Genomic DNA, 18,436 nt, shown 5'->3' with positions numbered 1-18,436 from the left:
ACATAAATTCTTGGATGGCCGAAGGTTGCTTCGGCGTCCTGTAGTTTTACTACAAATCGTCGGCCATTTCAGCCTTTCGAATGTATATACGAGTAGTAAAACTACACAAGACCGAGCGTATGGCTCGATCTGGCTGGTGAGCATAATCGTTATTGTTGATCTTTTGCGAACAAGAAAAGGTGAAAGCTTGATGTTGGCTGCCAAAATGAAATTAATTTCAGCTATTTCTAACCTTTGTTCGACAGTCCTTCACCGAGCGTGGTTCTTGCGTTCACAACAAGTCGCCAATTACACGCCGATCAAGGATAGACCATGAGCCTTCCAACACTGGCCGAACTGCCGGCCATTCTCTTGCCAAAAGCCCAGCGGGCCGAGCAGTCATTTCGTGACGCAGTGGCCGCGCTGGACGACGATCATGGACTTTCTACCTGGACGCCGCAACGCTGGGCCGATTTCGCCCGCGTGTGCGCCGCCAGTGACTTCGTCATTGAACAGAGTGTTCGTGACCCTTTAATGTTGCTGGAGCTGGTGGCCTGGGGCGAGCTGGACCGAGGTTTTGCCCCCGGCGAGCTGTGCGGGCAAATCGCCGGCGCTGTGCAACAAGCCGAAACGGAAGATGAGTTGGGCCGCGTGCTGCGCCGCCAGCGCACGCGCCAACAGGTGCGCATCATCTGGCGTGACCTGACGCGCCAGGCCGACCTGGTGCAAACCTGTCGCGACCTCTCCGATATGGCCGACGCCAGCATCGACCAGGCCTATCAATGGTTGTACCAGCGCCACTGCGTGCAGTTCGGCACGCCTACCGGTCGGCGTAGCGGTGAGCCGCAGCACATGGTCATCCTGGGCATGGGCAAGCTCGGCGCGGTCGAGTTGAACCTGTCATCGGATATCGACCTGATCTTCGCCTACCCCGAGGGCGGCGAAACCGTGGGCGTGAAGCGCTCCCTGGACAACCAGGAGTTTTTTATCCGTCTTGGTCAAAAACTGATCAAGGCCCTCGACCCGATGACCGTCGATGGTTTTGTGTTCCGGGTCGATATGCGCCTGCGTCCCTACGGTTCGGCCGGTGCACTAGTGCTCAGTTTCAACGCGCTGGAGCAGTACTACCAGGACCAGGGCCGTGATTGGGAACGCTACGCCATGATCAAGGCGCGGGTGGTGGCGGGTGATCAGGTGGCCGGCGCGCAGTTGCTCGACATGTTGCGACCGTTTGTTTACCGGCGTTACCTGGATTTTTCCGCTATCGAAGCGCTGCGCACCATGAAGCAGCTGATCCAGCAGGAAGTGCGGCGCAAGGGCATGGCCGACAACATCAAGCTGGGCTCAGGCGGCATTCGTGAAGTCGAGTTTATTGCCCAGGCCTTCCAACTGATCCACGGCGGCCGCGACCTCAGCCTGCAACAACGCCCGCTGCTCAAGGTGCTCGGCACCCTGGAAGGTCAGGGTTATCTGCCGCCGGCAGTGATCGCTGAATTGCGCGATGGCTATGAATTCCTGCGTTACACCGAGCACGCCATCCAGGCGATTGCCGACCGCCAGACCCAGATGCTCCCGGACAGTCCGGAAGACCAGGCGCGCATTGCCTTTATGCTGGGCTTTGACGATTGGGCTGCGTTCCACGAACGACTGATGTACTGGCGTGGCCGAGTGGACTGGCATTTCCGCCAAGTCATCGCCGACCCGGATGAAGAGGAAGGCGAGGAAAGCGAGCTGGTGGTAGGCGGTGAGTGGCTGCCGTTGTGGGAAGAATCCCAAGATGAAGAGGCCGCTTGCCGCCAACTGGCCGAAGGCGGCTTTACCGATGCGACCAAGGCCCTCAAGGCCCTGGCCGGTCTGCGCAACAGCCCGCAATTGCGCGCCATGCAGCGCCTCGGGCGTGAGCGCCTGGATGCGTTCATCCCGCGCCTGCTGGCCCAGGCTGTCGAACACGCCAACCCGGACCTAGTGTTGGAGCGCGTATTGCCACTGGTGGAAGCCGTGGCCCGTCGTTCCGCCTACCTCGTCCTGCTCACGGAAAACCCCGACGCCCTGCGGCGCCTGCTAACCCTGTGCGCCGCCAGCCCGTGGATCGCCGAGCAGATCACCCGCTTCCCGCTGCTGCTGGACGAATTGCTCAACGAGGGGCGCCTATTCAAGCCGCCACTGGCGCCGGAGTTGGCCGCCGAGTTGCGCGAACGCCTTACGCGCATCCCTGAGGATGACCTTGAGCAGCAAATGGAAGCCCTGCGTCACTTCAAGCTGGCGCACCGCCTGCGCGTGGCCGCGTCGGAAATCGCCGGCAGCCTGCCGCTGATGAAAGTCAGCGACTACCTGACCTGGCTCGCCGAAGCCATCCTCGAACAGGTGCTGGCCCTGGCCTGGCGCCAGACCGTGGCGCGCCATGGCTCGCCTCAGCGGTTGGACGGCACCTTGTGCGACCCTGGGTTCATCATTGTCGGTTACGGGAAAGTCGGCGGCATCGAATTGGGGCATGGTTCGGACCTGGACCTGGTGTTTATCCACGATGGCGACCCGCAGGCTGAAACCGATGGCGCGAAGCCGATTGATGGTGCGCAGTTCTTCACGCGCCTGGGCCAGCGGATCATTCACTTGCTGACCACCCAGACCAACTCCGGCCAATTGTATGAAGTGGACATGCGCCTGCGGCCTTCCGGTGCTTCCGGGCTTTTGGTCAGCTCGCTGGGAGCGTTTGATCGCTACCAACAAAATGAAGCCTGGACCTGGGAGCATCAGGCCCTGATCCGTGCACGGGTGCTGGTGGGGAGCCAGGATGTGGGCCATGCGTTCGAGCAGGTGCGGGCAAAAGTGTTAGGCCGTGAGCGCGACCTGGCCAAGCTGCGCCAAGAGGTCAGCGAGATGCGCGCCAAGATGCGCGATAACCTGGGCACCAAGACCACGGCGGCCGGCACCGGCGCCAATGCCTTCGAGGCCACGGCGGCGTTCGACCTCAAGCAGGACGCCGGAGGTATCGTCGATATTGAATTTATGGTGCAATACGCGGCTTTGGCGTGGTCTGCGCAACATCCATCGTTGCTGCGCTACACCGACAATATCCGCATTCTGGAAGGCCTGGAGCAGGTGGGCTTGATGCCCGCCGCCGATGCCCATCTGCTGCGCGAGGTGTATAAGGCCTACCGTTCCGCCGCGCACCGCCAGGCCTTGCAAAACGAGGCCGGTACGGTGGCCGGGGATCAGTTCGCCGACGAACGGCGTCAGGTGATGCGAATCTGGCAGGAGCTGGGGTTGAGCTGAAACACTATTAGGGCGGGGAGGCATAAGCCTCCCCGCATCGTTTGTGGAAACTACATGAATATTCTGATCGTTGGGCCCAGTTGGGTCGGTGACATGGTGATGGCGCAGACACTGTTCCAGTGCCTGAAACAGCGTCATCCCGACTGCCAGATCGACGTGCTCGCCCCTGAGTGGAGCCGCCCGATCCTTGAGCGTATGCCGCAAGTGCGCGCGGCCTTGAGCTTTCCGCTCGGCCACGGTGCCCTTGAGCTTGCTACGCGTCGTCGCATCGGCAAATCCCTGGGCGGCCAGTACGACCAAGCAATACTGCTGCCCAACTCGCTGAAATCCGCGCTGGTGCCGTACTTTGCCGGCATCCCCAAGCGCACCGGCTGGCGCGGCGAGTTTCGCTACGTGCTGCTTAACGATGTGCGCACGTTGGACAAGGCCCGCTACCCACTGATGATCGAGCGCTTCATGGCCCTGGCCTACGCGCCGGGGGCCGAGTTGCCGCAGCCGTACCCGCGCCCGAGCTTGCAGATCGACCCGGTGAGCCGCGACGCGGCGTTGGCCAAGTTCGGCCTGACCCTGGATCGTCCGGTATTGGCGCTGTGCCCGGGCGCCGAGTTTGGCGAGTCCAAACGCTGGCCGTCGGAGCATTACGCAAAAGTTGCCGAGGCCAAGATCCGCGAAGGTTGGCAGGTGTGGCTGTTCGGTTCGAAAAAAGACCACCCGGTCGGTGAAGACATTCGCCAGCGCCTGATCCCAGGCCTGCGCGAGGAAGCCGTCAACCTGAGTGGCGATACATCTCTCGCCGAAGCGATCGACCTGCTGTCCTGTGCCGATTCGGTGGTGTCCAACGATTCCGGCCTGATGCACGTAGCCGCTGCGCTGAACCGCCCTCTGGTGGCGGTGTATGGCTCTACTTCACCAGGCTTCACGCCGCCACTGGCCGACAAGGTTGAAGTGGTGCGCCTGGGGCTGGAGTGCAGCCCGTGTTTCGAGCGCACCTGCCGTTTCGGCCACTACAACTGCATGCGCCAGTTGCTGCCGCAGCCGGTGAACGAAGCCTTGCAGCGGTTGCAAGGTCCTGCGGACGAGGTCCGATAGTTTGCGCGTTCTGGTAATCAAGACCTCATCCCTGGGCGACGTGATCCACGCCTTGCCGGCATTGACCGACGCGGCGCGGGCGATCCCCGGCATTCGATTCGACTGGGTGGTGGAAGAAGGCTTTGCCGAAATCCCAACCTGGCACCCGGCGGTCGATAAGGTGATCCCGGTAGCGATTCGTCGCTGGCGCAAAAATATCTGGCAGACCATCAAGAGCGGCGAATGGCGGCGCTTCAAGCAGCAAGTCCAATCGACCAAATATGATCTGGTGATCGATGCCCAGGGCCTGTTCAAGAGCGCCTGGCTGACTCGCTACGTGCGTGCCCCGGTGGCCGGCTTTGACAAAAACTCCGCCCGTGAACCCATCGCCGCGCGTTTCTACTCGCGCCGCTTGGCCGTGGCCCGTGGGCAGCACGCGGTGGAGCGTCTGCGCCAATTGTTCGCCGTGGCCCTCGGCTATGACCTGCCCAAGGCTTTGGGCGATTACGGTCTGAGTGTCGACAAGCTGATCGGTCTACCGCCGAAAAAGCCTTTCGTTTTGCTATTGCACGGCACCACCTGGGACACCAAGCACTGGCCCGAAGCCTACTGGCGCGAGCTGGCCGAGCGCATGGGCCGCCTGGGCGTGGACGTGAAATTGCCCTGGGGTAATGCCGTCGAAAAAGCCCGTGCCGAGCGCCTGGCCCAAGGCCTGAAAAACGCCGAAGTGCTGCCCAAGTTGAACCTGGCCGGTGTGGCTCGCGTATTGGCCGGTGCGCGTGCCTGCGTGGCGGTGGACACCGGTCTCGGTCACCTCGCCGCCGCGCTGGATGTGCCGACTATCTCGCTGTTTGGCCCAACCAACCCTGGTCTCACGGGCGCCTATGGCAAGGGCCAGATCCACCTGGCGAGCGACTTCGCCTGCGCACCGTGCCTGCAAAAGCAATGTACCTATCAACCGACGGCCGACGACCTGCGTCGGTTCGACATCAAGCGCGAGTCGCCCCTGTGCTTCACGCGCTTGAACCCTGAGCGTGTGGCAAGCCGACTGAGCACGTTGTTACTGGCTGAGGAGCTGCACTGATGCAACTGGCTTTTGTTCTGTACAAATACTTCCCCTTCGGCGGCTTGCAGCGCGACTTCATGCGCATCGCCCTGGAGTGCCAGCAGCGCGGCCATCAGATTCGTGTCTACACGCTGATCTGGGAAGGTGACATTCCGCCCGGTTTCGAAGTGTTGGTGGCGCCGGTCAAGGCGTTCTTCAATCATCGGCGCAATGAAAAACTCAGCGCCTGGATGGAGGCCGACCTGGCCAAACGCCCGGTGGACCGCTTGATCGGCTTCAACAAAATGCCCGGCCTGGACGTGTATTACGCCGCCGATGGCTGCTTTGAAGACAAGGCGCAAAACCTGCGCCACGGTCTGTACCGTTATTTTGGTCGCTACAAACACTTTGCCGACTATGAGCGCGCAGTGTTCGCCAAGGACGCCAAGACCGAAGTCTTGATGATTTCCGAAGTGCAGCAGCCGCTGTTCATCAAGCATTACGACACGCCGCTCGAACGTTTCCACCTGCTGCCGCCGGGCATTGCTCAGGACCGCCGCGCGCCGCCGAATGCGGCTGAGATTCGCGAAGGGTTCCGCAAGGAATTCAACTTGGGCGACGACGACTTGTTGCTGGTGCAAATCGGCTCGGGCTTCAAGACCAAGGGCGTCGACCGCAGCCTCAAGGCCGTGGCCGCGTTGCCGGCGGAGCTGAAAAAACGCACGCGCCTGTTTGTAATCGGCCAGGACGACCCCAAAGTATTCCAGCTGCAAAGCGCCGCGCTGGGCCTGGGGGATAACGTGCAGTTCCTCAAGGGGCGTAGCGATATCCCGCGATTCCTGTTGGGCGCCGACCTATTGATCCATCCGGCGTACAACGAAAACACCGGCACTGTGCTGCTTGAAGCCCTGGTGGCCGGGTTGCCGGTGCTGGTCTCGGCCGTGTGTGGTTATGCCCACTACATCGCCGAAGCCGATTGCGGCCTGGTGCTGGACGAGCCGTTCGAGCAGAACCAGCTCAACCAGTACCTGACACAGATGCTCACCGACACTGCACAGCGCGCGGCCTGGGGCCGCAATGGGTTGGCCTTCGCCGAGACGGCCGACCTCTACAGCATGCCGCAGCACGCTGCGGATGTGATTCTGGCGGAGCCAAAACGATGAAGTTGATTCTTGCCGAACCGTTCAAGACGTTATGGGCTGGGCTTGATGCCTTTGCCGAAGTCGAGAAACTGCAAGGCGAAGTATTCCGTGAGCTGGCGGCGCGCCGCACCTTGCGTACCGTGGTGGATGGGCGTCCGTATTTCGTGAAGATCCACCGTGGCATTGGCTGGGGAGAGATCTTCAAGAACCTGATCACCGCCAAGCTGCCGGTGCTGGGCGCAGGCCTTGAGTGGGCGGCGATCCATCGCCTGCAGGATCTCGGCGTGCCTACCATGACCGGCGTAGCCTTCGGCGAAAAGGGCAGCAACCCGGCAGACCAGCATTCGTTCATCATCACCGAAGAGCTGGCGCCGACCGTCAGCCTTGAAGACCTGACAGTCAACTGGGTGGCCGAACCGCCAACCCCTGCGTTGCGCCATGCCCTGACTGCCGAGTTGGCGCGCATGGTCGGCGACATGCACCGTGGCGGCGTAAATCATCGCGACTGCTACCTGTGCCACTTCCTGCTGGACACCGCGCAGCCCATCGACGCGAAAAACATCAAGCTGTCGGTGATCGACCTGCATCGCGCCCAACTGCGTGCCCATTTGCCGCTGCGCTGGCGCGACAAGGACCTCTCCGCGCTGTACTACTCGGCGTTGGACATTGGCCTGACTCGTCGTGACAAGCTGCGCTTCCTCAAGGGTTACTTCCGTCAGCCGCTGCGCCAGATCCTGGCGGAGCAATCGGCGTCGTTGAGCCTGTTGCAGCGCAAGGCCGACAAGCTTTACGCGCGCAAGCAGCGCTTGGGGGATGCGATCTGATGGCGGGTTGGAACCTGGAACCTGCCTACGCCAACCTGGCGGATGACTTTGGCAGCCTTGAAGCGGTATTCGCCCTGCAAGGCGAACGCCTGACTCGTGACCCGTTGTCGGAAGTGATCCGGGTTGAACGCGGTGGGGTCAATTATTACGTCAAGCGCTACACCGGTGCCGGCAAGGGCCTGCGGCGCTACCTGGGCAAGCCGCGAGTGAAGTCCGAATGGCAGAACCTCAAGCGCTTCGCCAAGTGGGGTATTCCCACCGCTGACGTGGTTGCATGGGGGCTGGAGCGCAATGGCCTGGCCTATGACCGTGGCGCGATGATCACCCGCGAGTTGCCCAGGACCGAAGACCTGTCGGTGTTGGCCGAGCGTAACGATGCGCGCCTGCGCAACCCCAAGTGGGTCGATGCGGTGAGCCGTCAGCTCGCCGAATACACGCGCACCATGCACGATCACCGCTTTACTCATAACGACTTGAAGTGGCGCAACCTGCTGGTGGATGACCAGTCGACCCTGTACCTGATCGACTGCCCGAACGGTGATTTCTGGCGCGGCTTCTGGCTTAAATATCGCATCACCAAAGACCTGGCCTGCCTGGACAAGGTGGCCAAGTATCATTTGTCGGCCACCCAGCGCCTGCGCTTTTACATGCAGTATCGCCAGCGCCGGCACCTGACTGCGTCGGACAAGCAGCGTATTCGTCATGTCGTGAAGTTTTTTGAGGGGCGCGAATGAGTGATTTTCTGGCGGCTGAGGACCGTGCGCTGTTAGAGCGCCATGGCCTCGCCACATTCGACTCACTGTGGGCCAAGCAATTGGACGCGGTGGACGAACCCAATACCAGTCGTGGCGGCTGGAGCAGTGTGTTTCGCCTGGAGCTCGACGGCCAGGGCTACTACCTCAAGCGCCAGAGCAACTACTTGACGCGCAGCCTGCATCGGCCATTTGGCGAACCGAGTTTTTCCCGCGAGTTTCGCAATATCAGCCGTTACCGCAACCTCGGCATTCCCGCGTTGCAGGCCGCGTTCTATGGTGAGCGAAAAGTGGATGGCGAACACCGAGCCATGCTGCTGACCCGTGCCCTGGACGGTTGGAATGACCTGGATTCATTGCTGGACGAGTGGCCACAACTGAGTGATGCCCAGCATCGCGCGATCCTGTTGGCGTGTGGGCAGCTTGCTCGTCAATTGCACAGCGTTGGGCAGGTGCACGGCTGTTTTTATCCCAAGCATATTTTCTTGCAGGCTGCCGGCGACGGCTACGCCGCGCAGTTGATCGACCTGGAGAAAACCCGCCCACTGTTGTTCGGCTGGCGTGATCGGGTGAAGGATCTGGAGCCGCTGCTGCGCCGCGCGCCGCAATGGTCAGATGCTCAGGTGCGCCAACTGTTGGCGGCGTACCTGGATCAGCCTGAAGACAGTGCGTTGGTCGCCACTTGGTATCAGCGCCTGAGCGCCCGTCGTAGCCACAAGGAAAACCGCTGATGCGTTTGTCCGAGCTGAAAACTGCCGGCCGTACACCCGACTTGCCCTTGACCATTGAGCTTGCCGATGCGGCGGGCCCTGGCCAGTTGCAACTGCTGAGCCTGCTGCGGGTACTGCCGGGCGAGCGTTATGTCGGTGCAGCGGTATGGCGCGGTCGCCCGGTTTTGGCCAAATTGTTGATCGGCAACAAGGCCGCGCGGCATTTTCAGCGTGAGCTTGCAGGTGTACGTCTGCTGGCTGAACAAGGCTTGACCACGCCGATGTTGCTGGCCGATGGCTTACAGGAAGGCGACGGTGGCTGGCTGTTGTTCGAGTTTATCGAAGGCGCCGAAAGCCTGGCGGATGCCTGGCATGCCGTCGAAGCATTGCCACCGCTGGCTGACGAGCAAACCGCAGTGCTCGCCGAAGCCTTGGGCGCGATCGCGCAGATGCACACCAAGGGCCTGTGGCAAGAAGACTTGCATCTGGACAACCTGTTGCGCCAGGACGGCAAGCTATACCTGATCGATGGTGGCGGCATTCGCGTCGAAGAAGCGGGCAAACCCCTGTCGCGCAACCGCGTTCTGGAAAACCTCGGGGTGTTTTTTGCCCAGTTGCCGAAAAACCTTGAGCCGTTTACCGAAGAGTTGCTGGTGTATTACCTGTTGAGCAACGGTGAACACGCCTTACCGTTGGAAGCCCTGGAAAAGCAGGTGCGCAAGGTCAGCGCTTGGCGCCTTAAGGACTATTTGAGCAAAGTCGGTCGCGAGTGCACGTTGTTCAGCGTGGTGCGGGGGGCTTTTGCCCTGCGCGCGATTCGTCGCGAGGAAGAACCCGCAATGCTGCCGGTGCTGGCGCAAGCGGATGTGCTGTTGGACCAGGGTCACTTGTACAAGACCGGCGGTGCCGCCAGTGTGGCCAAGGTCGACGTGGCTGGTCGACCGCTGGTGATCAAACGCTACAACATCAAAGGGTTTGCCCATTGGCTCAAACGGTTCTGGCGCCCTAGTCGTGCCTGGCATTCGTGGCGCGAAGGCAATCGCCTGGCGTTCCTCGGCATTGCCACGCCCAAGCCGCTGGCAGTGTTGGAGAAGCGCTTCTTTTGGCTGCGCAGCCGTGCGTACCTGATCACTGAATACCTGCCGGGCCCGGACATCATCGAGCGCTTTGCGCCCTACGTCGAAAACGGCGATGCGCCGGAAGCTGAACTGCTGGCCCTGGACCATTTGTTCGCCGAGCTGATCCGCGAACGCATCAGCCATGGCGACTTCAAGGGGCACAACCTGTTCTGGGACAAGGATCGCTGGTCGCTGATCGACCTGGACGCCATGTGCCAACACAGTTCCGACGCCAGCTTCGCCTCGGCGTATGCCAAGGACCGTGCGCGGTTCATGCGCAATTGGTCGCCAGAGAGTGCGTTGTATCAACTGATTGATCAGCGACTGCCCAAATAAACGTCCCCCCCTGTAGGAGCGAGCTTGCTCGTGAAAAGCTCCAGGGCACCGCGTAAATTCAGGATGCCCACGTCATCGTTAACGCTTTATCGTGAGCAAGCTCGCTCCTACAAGTGTTGCGTGGGCAACAGTGTTTAGGCAGTTCTGTGCGTCAGGGACAGCCCCATTGTACGAAGCGCTTTTATCTGTTTGATTTGGTTAGCTAAAAATCCTGGCACGGGCTCTGCAATGTCATCGGGTGAACCCTTTCACCGGTGGCCCAGGAGCCCTGTATGCCTTCCAGCCTTACCTCGCTTTCCCGTTTGATCTGCCTCGGCGCCGCCTTGCTGCTGAGCTGCGCTGCCCATGCCGCAGACGGCGATGACGCCGTGCCTTCCCTGGCTGGAAAGCGCATCGCGGTGAGCATGACCGGCACCAGTCACTATTTCGATATCAAGGCGTTCCAGGCCCAGGTTGACGAGATCAAGCGCCTGGGCGGTACGCCTATCACCCTGGATGCGGGGCGCAACGACAAGAACCTGGTGACCCAACTGCAAACCGTAGTCACCCAGAAACCCGACGCGGTGATCCAGACCCTCGGTACCCTCAGCGTTATCGACCCGTGGCTCAAGCGCATCAGTAAGGCCGGCATTCCGCTGTTCACCATCGACGCTCCGTCGCAATACAGCCTGAACAACACCACCTCCGACAACGTCGCCACCGGCAAGGCACTGGCCGAGCAATTGATCAAGGACGCCGACGGTAAAGGCAAGATCCTGGTGTTCAATGGCTTCTACGGCGTGCCGGTGTGTGCGATCCGTTATGACCAGCTGAAACTGGCGCTCAAGGATTACCCACAGCTGGAAATCATCCAGCCGGAGCTGCGCGACGTGATCCCCAACACCGTGCAGGACGCCTACTCCCAGGTCTCGGCGTTGCTCAACAAATACCCGGCAGGCAGTGTCTCGGCGATCTGGTCGGCGTGGGACATTCCGCAGTTGGGCGCGAGCAAGGCGTTGATCGACGCCAAACGCACCGAGATCAAGACGTATGGCGTCGACGGCACGCCGGAAGTGCTGGCGTTGCTCGGCCAGGCGAACTCGCCGGTGGGCGCGGTGGTGGCGCAGCAACCGGCGCTGATCGGCAAGACCGCTGTGCAGAACGTGGCGCGCTACTTGGCCGGGCAGCGTGACCTGCCGAAGGAAACCCATGTGGCAACCCTGCTGACCACAGCCGGCAACCTGGCGCAGGTCCAGCAACTGCGGGGTGACTGATGGCGGCGTTGCACCTGCAAAACCTGCATAAGCGCTTTGGCGCCACCCTGGCGCTGGACGGCGCGAGCCTCAAGGTCGAGCGCGGCACCATTCATGGTCTTGTGGGTGAGAACGGCGCCGGCAAGTCCACCTTGATCAAAGTGCTGGCCGGTATTTACAGGGCCGACGCGGGGCAGGTGAATATTGATGGCCAAGCGTATGCGGCACTGTCGCCACGCCAGGTAGATACGTTGGGCGTGCAGTTCATCCATCAGGAAAGGCTGCTGCCTGCCAGTTTTACCGTGGGCGAGGCGCTGTTTTTTGGGCATGAATTACGCTGGGGGCCGTTTGTGGATCGGCGTCGCCAGCAGCGCGAAGCGGACCGATTGCTGGCGCAATATTTTGAGTTGCAACTGCCCGCCGGTGCGCTGGTGGGCGAGCTCAATAGCGCCGAGCGCCAGGTGCTGCAAATCACTCGGGCGCTGATTCGTCAGCCAAAGATTCTGGTGTTCGACGAGCCCAGCGTGGCGCTGGTCAAGCGTGAAGTCGACCAGTTGCTACGCATCGTCAAACGCTTGCGCGAGCAGGGCTTGTCCATCTTGTATATCTCCCATTACCTGCAGGAAATTGACAGCCTGTGCGACGAGGTCACGGTGCTGCGCAACGGCCGCGATGTGGCGGTGGTGCAGCCTCGGCACACGCCCACTGCAGAAATAGCGCGGCTGATGGTCAATCGCGAGGTGCAGGAGATGTACCCCAAGGCGGCGGTGGAATTGGGCGAGCCGTTGTTGCAGGTCAGTGGGTTGAGCCTGGCGCGGCATTATCGACAGATCGACCTTGAAGTGCGGCGCGGTGAAATCGTCGGGCTGACCGGGTTGGTGGGCTCGGGTGCCAAGGAATTGTTCAAGACCTTGTTTGGCATAGAGCGCGCCGACACGGGCAGCATCCATCTGGAGGGGCGTCTGTTGCGAATGCGCTCACCGGGCCAGGCGATTGCCGAAGGCATTGCGTTGGTGCCGGAGGAGCGCCGCAGCCAGGGCATCGCACCCGTGCTGTCGGTGCTGGAGAACCTGACGTTGGCGGGGCTTGGGCGGTTTACCCGTTGGGGCTTGCTCAGCCGTCGTCAGGAGCAAGCCGAAAGTGTGCGGCTGATCGATGAATTGGCGATCAAGGCGCCAGGGCCCACTGCTGCCGTCAGCCAGTTGAGTGGCGGTAACCAGCAGAAGGTCGCCTTGGGTAAATGGTTGAGCCGTCGTTCGGCGGTGTACTTGTTGGACGAGCCCTGCGTGGGTGTGGATGTGGGCGCCAAGGTGGAGATCTATCGCTTGATCGGGAGGCTGGTAGAAGAGGGTGCGGCGGTGTTGGTGTTGTCGTCGGACCTGCCCGAATTGTTGGGGATCAGTGATCGAATCCTGGTGCTGCATCGCGGTGAGATTGCCGGTGAATTCCGTGCGGGGGAGGCGGACAGCGATCAATTGCTGGCCTGCGCCACGGGGGCGGTACCGGCTGCGGCTGCGCCCGCGCGGGAGGTCGAACATGCTTGAGGCGATACTGCGGCGTGGTTCGGTGGCGGCGTTTCTGGCGATCTTGCTGGGGTTCGCGGTGGCCGCGCCGAACTTCTTGTCGATCGGCAACCTGGCCAATGTGTTCAGCCAGTCGGCGATCCTCGGCGTGCTGGCGTTTGGGCTGACGTGCGTGATTATCGGCGGCGGTTCGAATGTGGTGGGCGGTGGGCTCGACCTGTCGCTGGCAGCTAACCTGGGGTTGTGCGCGGCGGTGTTCAGTCGCCTCAACAATGCCGGCCTGGACCTTTGGTTGACCTTGCTGCTGACCCTGGGCTGCGGCCTGGCGGTCGGCCTGCTCAATGGTTTGGCGGTGGTGGTGCTGCGCTTGCCGTCGTTGTTGGCGACGCTGGCGAGTATGAATGTGTTGGCTGGGCTGGAGTTGGTGCTGACGGAAAACACCGTGGTGTCCACCGATTCGCCATTGCTGGACCTGCTCAGTGGCGGCGCTTGGTGGGGCGTGCCGGCCCTGGCCTGGGTGCTGTTGTTGACGGCTGCGGTGCTGACATTGCTGATCCAGCATTCGGCGTACGGGCTGCGCCTGCATGCGGTGGGCGAATACCCTCAGGCCGCCGAAGCCGCAGGCATCCGCGTGCCCGGCTATGTGTTGTCGAGTTATGCGCTGTCGGGGCTGTGCGCGGCAGTGGCGGCGTTGTGTTCGGCGGCATTTTTCAGCGGCAGTACTACCGGTTCTGGCGACATGCTGCTGTCGGTGGTGGCGATTGCCTTCCTCGGTGTGGTGTTTTCAAGGCGGCTGGTGGCGAGCATTCCGGGCACCTTGCTCGCCGCGTTGCTGATCGGCTTTTTGATCAACGGTTTTCAGCTGCTCAACGTGTCGAGCTTCTGGGTCAATGGCGTGCAGGGCGTGCTGATCCTGTTAGTGGTGGCCGCCTCCAGCGCATTGAATAGAGGAGCCCGTTGATGAATCCGCGCGCGTTGTTGCCGCTGACCTTGCCGTTGGTGTTTGTGCTGATCGTCGTGGTGTTTGCCGTGCAGGCGCCGGGGTTCCTGAGCAGCGGCAACCTGAAAAGCCTGGTGCTGAACAACTTCGTGTTGTTGGCGATTGTCGCCATCGGCATGACCTATGCGGTGGCGGCCGGCGGCATCGACCTGTCGGTGGGCACGGCGCTGGATTTCGCCAGCTTCAGTTTTGTGGTGCTGCTCAATGGCGGGCATGGCTTGGCATTCGCTGCCACGGGCGCGCTGGTTGCCGCGTTGCTGGTGGGTGTGGTGAATGCGGGGCTGATCGCCGGGCTGCGGATCAGTCCGTTCCTGGCCACCCTGGGCACCCTGTTCATCGGCACCAGTGCCCAACAGTTGCTCTCGGATGGCGGCCAGCCGATCTATATCGCCCAAGGCTTGAAACCGGAACTGACCGGGCTCACGCCGTTGTTGATCGTCTTGGGGTTGGCGCTGTTCTATGGCCTGGCCCTTGCGCGCGGCCGTTTGGGCCGTGAGTTATTGGCTCAAGGCACCCAGCCGCTGCTGGCGTATTACTCAGGGTTGTCGGTGCGGCGCATCGTCACCGTGGTGGCGCTGGCGACCGCGTTGGCGTGCGGGGTGGCGGGGGTGTTGCTCAGCTCGACGGTGAGCGCCTACGTGCCGCTGTCCGGTAACGCGTTTTTGCTCAATGCGATTGGCGCGGTGTTTATCGGCACCACCTTGAACCGACAGGGTCGGGCGAATATTCCCGGGACCCTGTTGGGCGTGCTGTTTATCAACGTGATTGCCAACGGCCTGCTGCTGATCGGCTGGAATTTTTACTGGCAGCAGGTGGCGACCGGCGTGCTGATTTTTGTGGTGTTGACCTTCAGCTTTGCCAGTCGGCGCGTGCTGGAGCGCCATTGACCGGGGTTATTCGGCTTTCTCCAAGGTGTAGCGCATTTTGGTGGTCGCGCTGTCGCTTTGGCGGGTGAAGAAATACCCATAGTCCTGCAGGTACAGTTCGGTGCTGGTGGCGCTGTATTTCTCACCGGTCGTGGTGCAATTCAACTCTTTGGCCGTGCCGGTCAGCGCGCTGTTGAGCTTGCTGGCGGGCAGTTCGCGTTTCACCACGCAGCGGGTGTTGCGGATCAGCGCGCGATCTTCCTGGGTGGTGGTGCGGTTCATCTCCACGGTGCTGTAGCCCAGCGTCGCGCCCACCGGCATTTGCTGCCAGTCGCCGATAAAGCTCAGTTGCTGGAGATGGCTGGCGGACGAGACATTGATCCCGTCCATCTTGTATCGGCTCTGGAACGACAGGTTGAACAGCCCTCGCCATGTAGTGGTGGTGTAGGTCGAGTACTGGGTGACGTTGCGGATAGTGAATTGGCCGCTCTGTGCCTTGGGCTCGAGGTAGAGGTCGATCTGCATCGGGCCGTAACCCATGTCGCGTTTTTGCACCAGATGGCGGAATGTCTTGCTGGGGGTTGGCATGCCCAGGGCGTGGGTCGCCTGTTCAATGTCTGCCGAAAGCGGGGCAGGCGTCAGTATTTGTTCGGACTTGGTGCGTGCCGTTGCGGTGGGCATCTGCGCGAGCGTGGGCGAGCAAGCGGCGTTGAGCAGGGTTTGGGTATCGGTTTCTGCGCTGTTGAACGGCTGGTCCTGGGGCGCGTTTTCGATGTTGCCGAAGGTCACCACGTTGTTCTCGTTCAGGCCGAACGTGGCCAGGGCGCGGTAGGTCTTGCGGCTGCAATTGACCTGCCAATGCATGCGTGTCTGGGCGTAGGGCATCTTCTTGAGTTTGTTGGTCAGGATGAACGGCTCATCCACCGCAGCCCACACGTGCACGCTGTCACCCACGGGCTTGAGACTGGCACGGTCGATCAGCCCCTGGCGCCCGCTGGCTGTGCCGTTGGCAAGCCGCCAGTCGGGGCGCGGCGTCGTGGCGCAGGCATCGATAAAACCGCTGTTCTGCTTGAGATAACCCACCGCCTCTGGCGCGAAAGTGCGCATCACGGTAAAGCGTACGGGCTGACCGTTCGCCGCGAGGGAGCCGGGCGACTCCAGAAATAACAGGCTCGCCTCTGGAGTGGCGCAAGAAGCCCGGACCTGGGCGATATCCGGCACGTTGGAGCCTTTGCTTGTCGTCAGGTGGACCTGGTAGCTGAGTTGGTCGCCGTCGCGCAGGATCGAGTCGGCCAAGGGTGGTTGCTTGAGCACTTCACCGAATTCGGGGCCGCTCTTGACCGGTTTGAGGCTGCAGCCACCGAGCAGGCCTAGGGCGACGACAATTGCGAGGCGTTTCATATGCGTTCCTTGCTCAAAGATGGATGGCCGTCCAACTCGGTCAAAAATGTGGTGGCCTAAAAAGTGTATTCGGCGCCAGCGCCGGCGTACCACGAGCGGCCCGGTGCGGCTTCGTAGTAGCGGTTGTTGCTGTCGCCGACGATCACTGAACCCACGTACTGGCGGTCCAGCAGGTTATCCAGGCGCAGGGTCTGGTGGAAGGTCCAGTGCTCGACCTTCTGTTCGAAGCGTGCGCGCCAGTTGAACACGCTGTAGGCCGGTGCGGCGCGCTCACTGTTGGTGTCTTCGACGTAGACCTTGCTGCGGTACATGCCTTCGATGGCTGTGCTGACCCAGTCGCGGGGCTTCCAGTTGAGTTCGGCGAACAGCGTGGTTTGCGGGACGCCGGGGAGATAGTTGCCCTTCTCGATAGCCTTTCCACTGTTGGAGAAGTCGCTGTCGTAGGTGGCTTGCAGGCGGGTGTAGGCGAGGTTCGTGCTCCACTGTTCGCTGAGTTGGCTTTCGATGCCCAGTTCGAAGCCGCGACGCAGGGTGCGGCCGGCGTTAAGGTAGCTGGTACGGCCTTGCTCGGATTTGTTGATGACCAGTTCATCTTCAGTGGTGATTTGGAACACGGCAGCGTTGATTTTTGTGTTGTTCAGTTGTGCCTTCAGGCCTACTTCATATTGCGTGCTTTCAGACGGTTTTAGACCGAAGTTGAAACCCTCGACACCGCCTGGCGCATACGCCAGTTCCGCCTGGGTGGGTGTTTCAAAGCCTTTGCCTGCGCTGACATAACCGTGCAACTGGGGCGTGAAGGCATACATCAGGCTCATCGACGGGGTGTTTTTCTGGTAGGTCTTGCTGCCGCTGGAGTCGCCGTTGCTCAGGTATTGGTCGTCAACGTCCAGTTCCATGGTGCTATGGCGTACACCGGCTTGCAGGGTCCAGTTGCCCAAGGCCCAGTTAGCCTGAACATAAGGGTCGATGCTGCGGGCGGTGTCGATCTCATCACGACGCAGCTCTCCTTTTACGCCTAGGGCGGTACCGCTGTAGTTTTGATAGCCATGGCGGCTATCTTCGCTCTGGTCGAAGTCCAGGCCGGTGATGATCATCAGTTCGCCCGGCGCACTTTCGATGGGCTGCATCCAGCGCACGCTGCCACCGTAGAACTTACGGTCGAATTGCACCACGCCACCGCCGCGCTCATTGGAGGGTGTGCCTTTGGGAATCGACAAGTACTGAATCACACTCCGCCGCCCCGTATACGCATTCACTTGCAATGTTGCATCGCCGAAGTACCGCTCGTAATTCGTCCCCAGTTGTTGGTGATCGATGCTTTTGCGCGTGTTGTACGTTAGGGCGCTACTGCTCACCGAGCGCGGATCAGCCTTGTACGCACTCCACGTCTGCCCCAGCGGATCCTGCGTGCCGTTCTGCTCCAGGCTGCTGTAGATCAGCGCCAGCTTGCTGTCGTCATCCGGCTGGAAGTTGAGCTTGGCAAAGGTCTGGTCGCGCCGCGCACTGCTGTGGTCGCGATAGCCGTCGGTGTCCATGCGCGAGGCATCGAGCACGAAGCCCGCGCCATTGGCCGCACCTTCGGCGGTCAGGTGGTTCTTGCTCATGCCATCGCTGCCCACCAGCGTTTCGGCGCCGATACGCGGCGGGCCGTCGCCGTCGCGGGAGAACATCTGGATTACGCCGCCTGCGTTGCTGCCATACAGGGTGGCGGCCGGGCCGCGCAGTACTTCGATGCGCTCGGCGGTGTCGAGGTTGAACGTGGCCGCCTGGCCTTGGCCGTCCGGGGTGCTGGCGGGGATGCCGTCGGCGATCAGCTTGATACCGCGTACGCCAAAGGCCGAACGGGCGCCGAAGCCACGGGAGGAAATCTGCAAGTCCTGCGCATAGTTCTGGCGGTTCTGCACCACCAGGCCGGGCACGCGGGACAGCGCTTCAGAGGCGTTGATACCGAGTTGGCCGTCGCTGATCTGCTCGCGGCTGATGCTGTCGACCGAATAGGGCAGGTCGAAAGTTGGGCTGGCGCTGCGTGAGCCGGTGACGACGCTGGGATCGAGGGTCAGCGTTGCGTCATCGGCTGATGCGGCATCGTTCAGCGCGAGCAGTCCTGGAAGTAAAAGAGTAAAGCGAGTGAAGGTATTCATGAGTCAGCCGAAATCCGTGGCGCGCT

The 18,436-nt window shown here is 61.4% G+C and carries 15 protein-coding genes; 13 read left to right on the top strand and 2 right to left on the bottom strand.

Translation table 11 applies throughout. The features are described 5' to 3' along the window. The 13 genes from CFE47_RS24655 to CFE47_RS24595 all read left to right on the top strand — a co-directional run. Nucleotides 1–316, top strand: a 316-nt coding sequence (locus CFE47_RS24655; RefSeq protein WP_286841075.1) for a hypothetical protein, incomplete at its 5' end; no start/stop codon positions are given. Then, nucleotides 313–3,252, top strand: coding sequence for a bifunctional [glutamate--ammonia ligase]-adenylyl-L-tyrosine phosphorylase/[glutamate--ammonia-ligase] adenylyltransferase (gene glnE / locus CFE47_RS24650; RefSeq protein ID WP_286841073.1), 2,940 nt, complete (start codon nt 313–315; stop codon nt 3,250–3,252). The genes CFE47_RS24655 and glnE, both read left to right, overlap by 4 nt. Nucleotides 3,253–3,306: 54 nt before the next feature. Next, complete coding sequence (waaF, locus tag CFE47_RS24645; RefSeq protein WP_286841071.1) at nt 3,307–4,341, top strand: lipopolysaccharide heptosyltransferase II; 1,035 nt, start codon at nt 3,307–3,309, stop codon at nt 4,339–4,341. A 1-nt stretch (nt 4,342) separates the two neighbouring features. Continuing rightward, nucleotides 4,343–5,404: a lipopolysaccharide heptosyltransferase I gene (waaC, locus tag CFE47_RS24640; protein WP_185704993.1), complete on the top strand. Its 1,062-nt coding sequence runs from the start codon at nt 4,343–4,345 to the stop codon at nt 5,402–5,404. After that, nucleotides 5,404–6,528 (top strand): glycosyltransferase family 4 protein, encoded by a 1,125-nt coding sequence (locus tag CFE47_RS24635; protein ID WP_286841069.1) that lies wholly within the window; start codon nt 5,404–5,406, stop codon nt 6,526–6,528. The genes waaC and CFE47_RS24635 overlap by 1 nt, the downstream gene beginning before the upstream one ends. After that, on the top strand, nt 6,525–7,331 hold the full coding sequence (gene rfaP, locus CFE47_RS24630) for a lipopolysaccharide core heptose(I) kinase RfaP (protein WP_286841067.1): 807 nt from the start codon (nt 6,525–6,527) through the stop codon (nt 7,329–7,331). Before CFE47_RS24635 ends, rfaP begins: the two co-directional genes overlap by 4 nt. Beyond that, the gene (locus tag CFE47_RS24625) at nt 7,331–8,065 is read left to right on the top strand and encodes a lipopolysaccharide kinase InaA family protein (RefSeq protein ID WP_286841065.1); all 735 of its coding nucleotides are present in this window, start codon (nt 7,331–7,333) and stop codon (nt 8,063–8,065) included. The genes rfaP and CFE47_RS24625 overlap by 1 nt, the downstream gene beginning before the upstream one ends. Beyond that, on the top strand, nt 8,062–8,814 hold the full coding sequence (locus CFE47_RS24620; RefSeq protein ID WP_286841063.1) for a lipopolysaccharide kinase InaA family protein: 753 nt from the start codon (nt 8,062–8,064) through the stop codon (nt 8,812–8,814). Before CFE47_RS24625 ends, CFE47_RS24620 begins: the two co-directional genes overlap by 4 nt. Continuing rightward, entirely contained in the window at nt 8,814–10,247 is a 1,434-nt protein-coding gene (locus CFE47_RS24615) for a lipopolysaccharide kinase InaA family protein (protein WP_286841061.1), read from the top strand. The genes CFE47_RS24620 and CFE47_RS24615 overlap by 1 nt, the downstream gene beginning before the upstream one ends. A 272-nt stretch (nt 10,248–10,519) precedes the next feature. Further along, nucleotides 10,520–11,500, top strand: a complete 981-nt coding sequence (locus CFE47_RS24610) for a sugar ABC transporter substrate-binding protein (RefSeq protein WP_286841059.1) — start codon at nt 10,520–10,522, stop codon at nt 11,498–11,500. Next, on the top strand, nt 11,500–13,023 hold the full coding sequence (locus tag CFE47_RS24605) for a sugar ABC transporter ATP-binding protein (protein ID WP_286841057.1): 1,524 nt from the start codon (nt 11,500–11,502) through the stop codon (nt 13,021–13,023). The genes CFE47_RS24610 and CFE47_RS24605 overlap by 1 nt, the downstream gene beginning before the upstream one ends. Next, on the top strand, nt 13,016–13,963 hold the full coding sequence (locus tag CFE47_RS24600) for an ABC transporter permease (RefSeq protein WP_286841055.1): 948 nt from the start codon (nt 13,016–13,018) through the stop codon (nt 13,961–13,963). The genes CFE47_RS24605 and CFE47_RS24600 overlap by 8 nt, the downstream gene beginning before the upstream one ends. Then, nucleotides 13,963–14,889 carry an ABC transporter permease gene (locus CFE47_RS24595; RefSeq protein ID WP_286841053.1) on the top strand — a complete coding sequence of 309 codons (927 nt, stop codon included), beginning with the start codon at nt 13,963–13,965 and terminating at the stop codon, nt 14,887–14,889. The genes CFE47_RS24600 and CFE47_RS24595 overlap by 1 nt, the downstream gene beginning before the upstream one ends. Before the next feature lie 6 nt (nt 14,890–14,895). On the opposite strand, the gene CFE47_RS24590 is transcribed toward CFE47_RS24595, so the two are convergent. Next, nucleotides 14,896–16,269 (bottom strand): surface-adhesin E family protein, encoded by a 1,374-nt coding sequence (locus CFE47_RS24590; RefSeq protein WP_286841051.1) that lies wholly within the window; start codon nt 16,267–16,269, stop codon nt 14,896–14,898. A 56-nt stretch (nt 16,270–16,325) separates the two neighbouring features. Beyond that, the gene (locus CFE47_RS24585; RefSeq protein WP_286841049.1) at nt 16,326–18,410 is read right to left on the bottom strand and encodes a TonB-dependent receptor family protein; all 2,085 of its coding nucleotides are present in this window, start codon (nt 18,408–18,410) and stop codon (nt 16,326–16,328) included. Nucleotides 18,411–18,436 lie beyond the last annotated feature (26 nt).

Origin of the sequence: Pseudomonas sp. PGPPP1 (assembly GCF_002255865.1) — a bacterium.
GTDB classification, from domain to species: Bacteria; Pseudomonadota; Gammaproteobacteria; order Pseudomonadales; family Pseudomonadaceae; genus Aquipseudomonas; species Aquipseudomonas cremoris.
The sequence above is the reverse complement of the archived record's forward strand: the minus strand, read 5'-3'. Positions and strand labels throughout refer to the sequence as shown.

Coding starts and splice junctions, on each gene's coding strand:
- glnE (WP_286841073.1), top strand. CDS start 313: ATGAGCCTTCCAACACTGGCCGAACTGCCGGCCATTCTCTTGCCAAAA.
- waaF (WP_286841071.1), top strand. CDS start 3,307: ATGAATATTCTGATCGTTGGGCCCAGTTGGGTCGGTGACATGGTGATG.
- CFE47_RS24635 (WP_286841069.1), top strand. CDS start 5,404: ATGCAACTGGCTTTTGTTCTGTACAAATACTTCCCCTTCGGCGGCTTG.
- rfaP (WP_286841067.1), top strand. CDS start 6,525: ATGAAGTTGATTCTTGCCGAACCGTTCAAGACGTTATGGGCTGGGCTT.
- CFE47_RS24625 (WP_286841065.1), top strand. CDS start 7,331: ATGGCGGGTTGGAACCTGGAACCTGCCTACGCCAACCTGGCGGATGAC.
- CFE47_RS24620 (WP_286841063.1), top strand. CDS start 8,062: ATGAGTGATTTTCTGGCGGCTGAGGACCGTGCGCTGTTAGAGCGCCAT.
- CFE47_RS24615 (WP_286841061.1), top strand. CDS start 8,814: ATGCGTTTGTCCGAGCTGAAAACTGCCGGCCGTACACCCGACTTGCCC.
- CFE47_RS24610 (WP_286841059.1), top strand. CDS start 10,520: ATGCCTTCCAGCCTTACCTCGCTTTCCCGTTTGATCTGCCTCGGCGCC.
- CFE47_RS24605 (WP_286841057.1), top strand. CDS start 11,500: ATGGCGGCGTTGCACCTGCAAAACCTGCATAAGCGCTTTGGCGCCACC.
- CFE47_RS24600 (WP_286841055.1), top strand. CDS start 13,016: ATGCTTGAGGCGATACTGCGGCGTGGTTCGGTGGCGGCGTTTCTGGCG.
- CFE47_RS24595 (WP_286841053.1), top strand. CDS start 13,963: ATGAATCCGCGCGCGTTGTTGCCGCTGACCTTGCCGTTGGTGTTTGTG.
- CFE47_RS24590 (WP_286841051.1), bottom strand. CDS start 16,269: ATGAAACGCCTCGCAATTGTCGTCGCCCTAGGCCTGCTCGGTGGCTGC.
- CFE47_RS24585 (WP_286841049.1), bottom strand. CDS start 18,410: ATGAATACCTTCACTCGCTTTACTCTTTTACTTCCAGGACTGCTCGCG.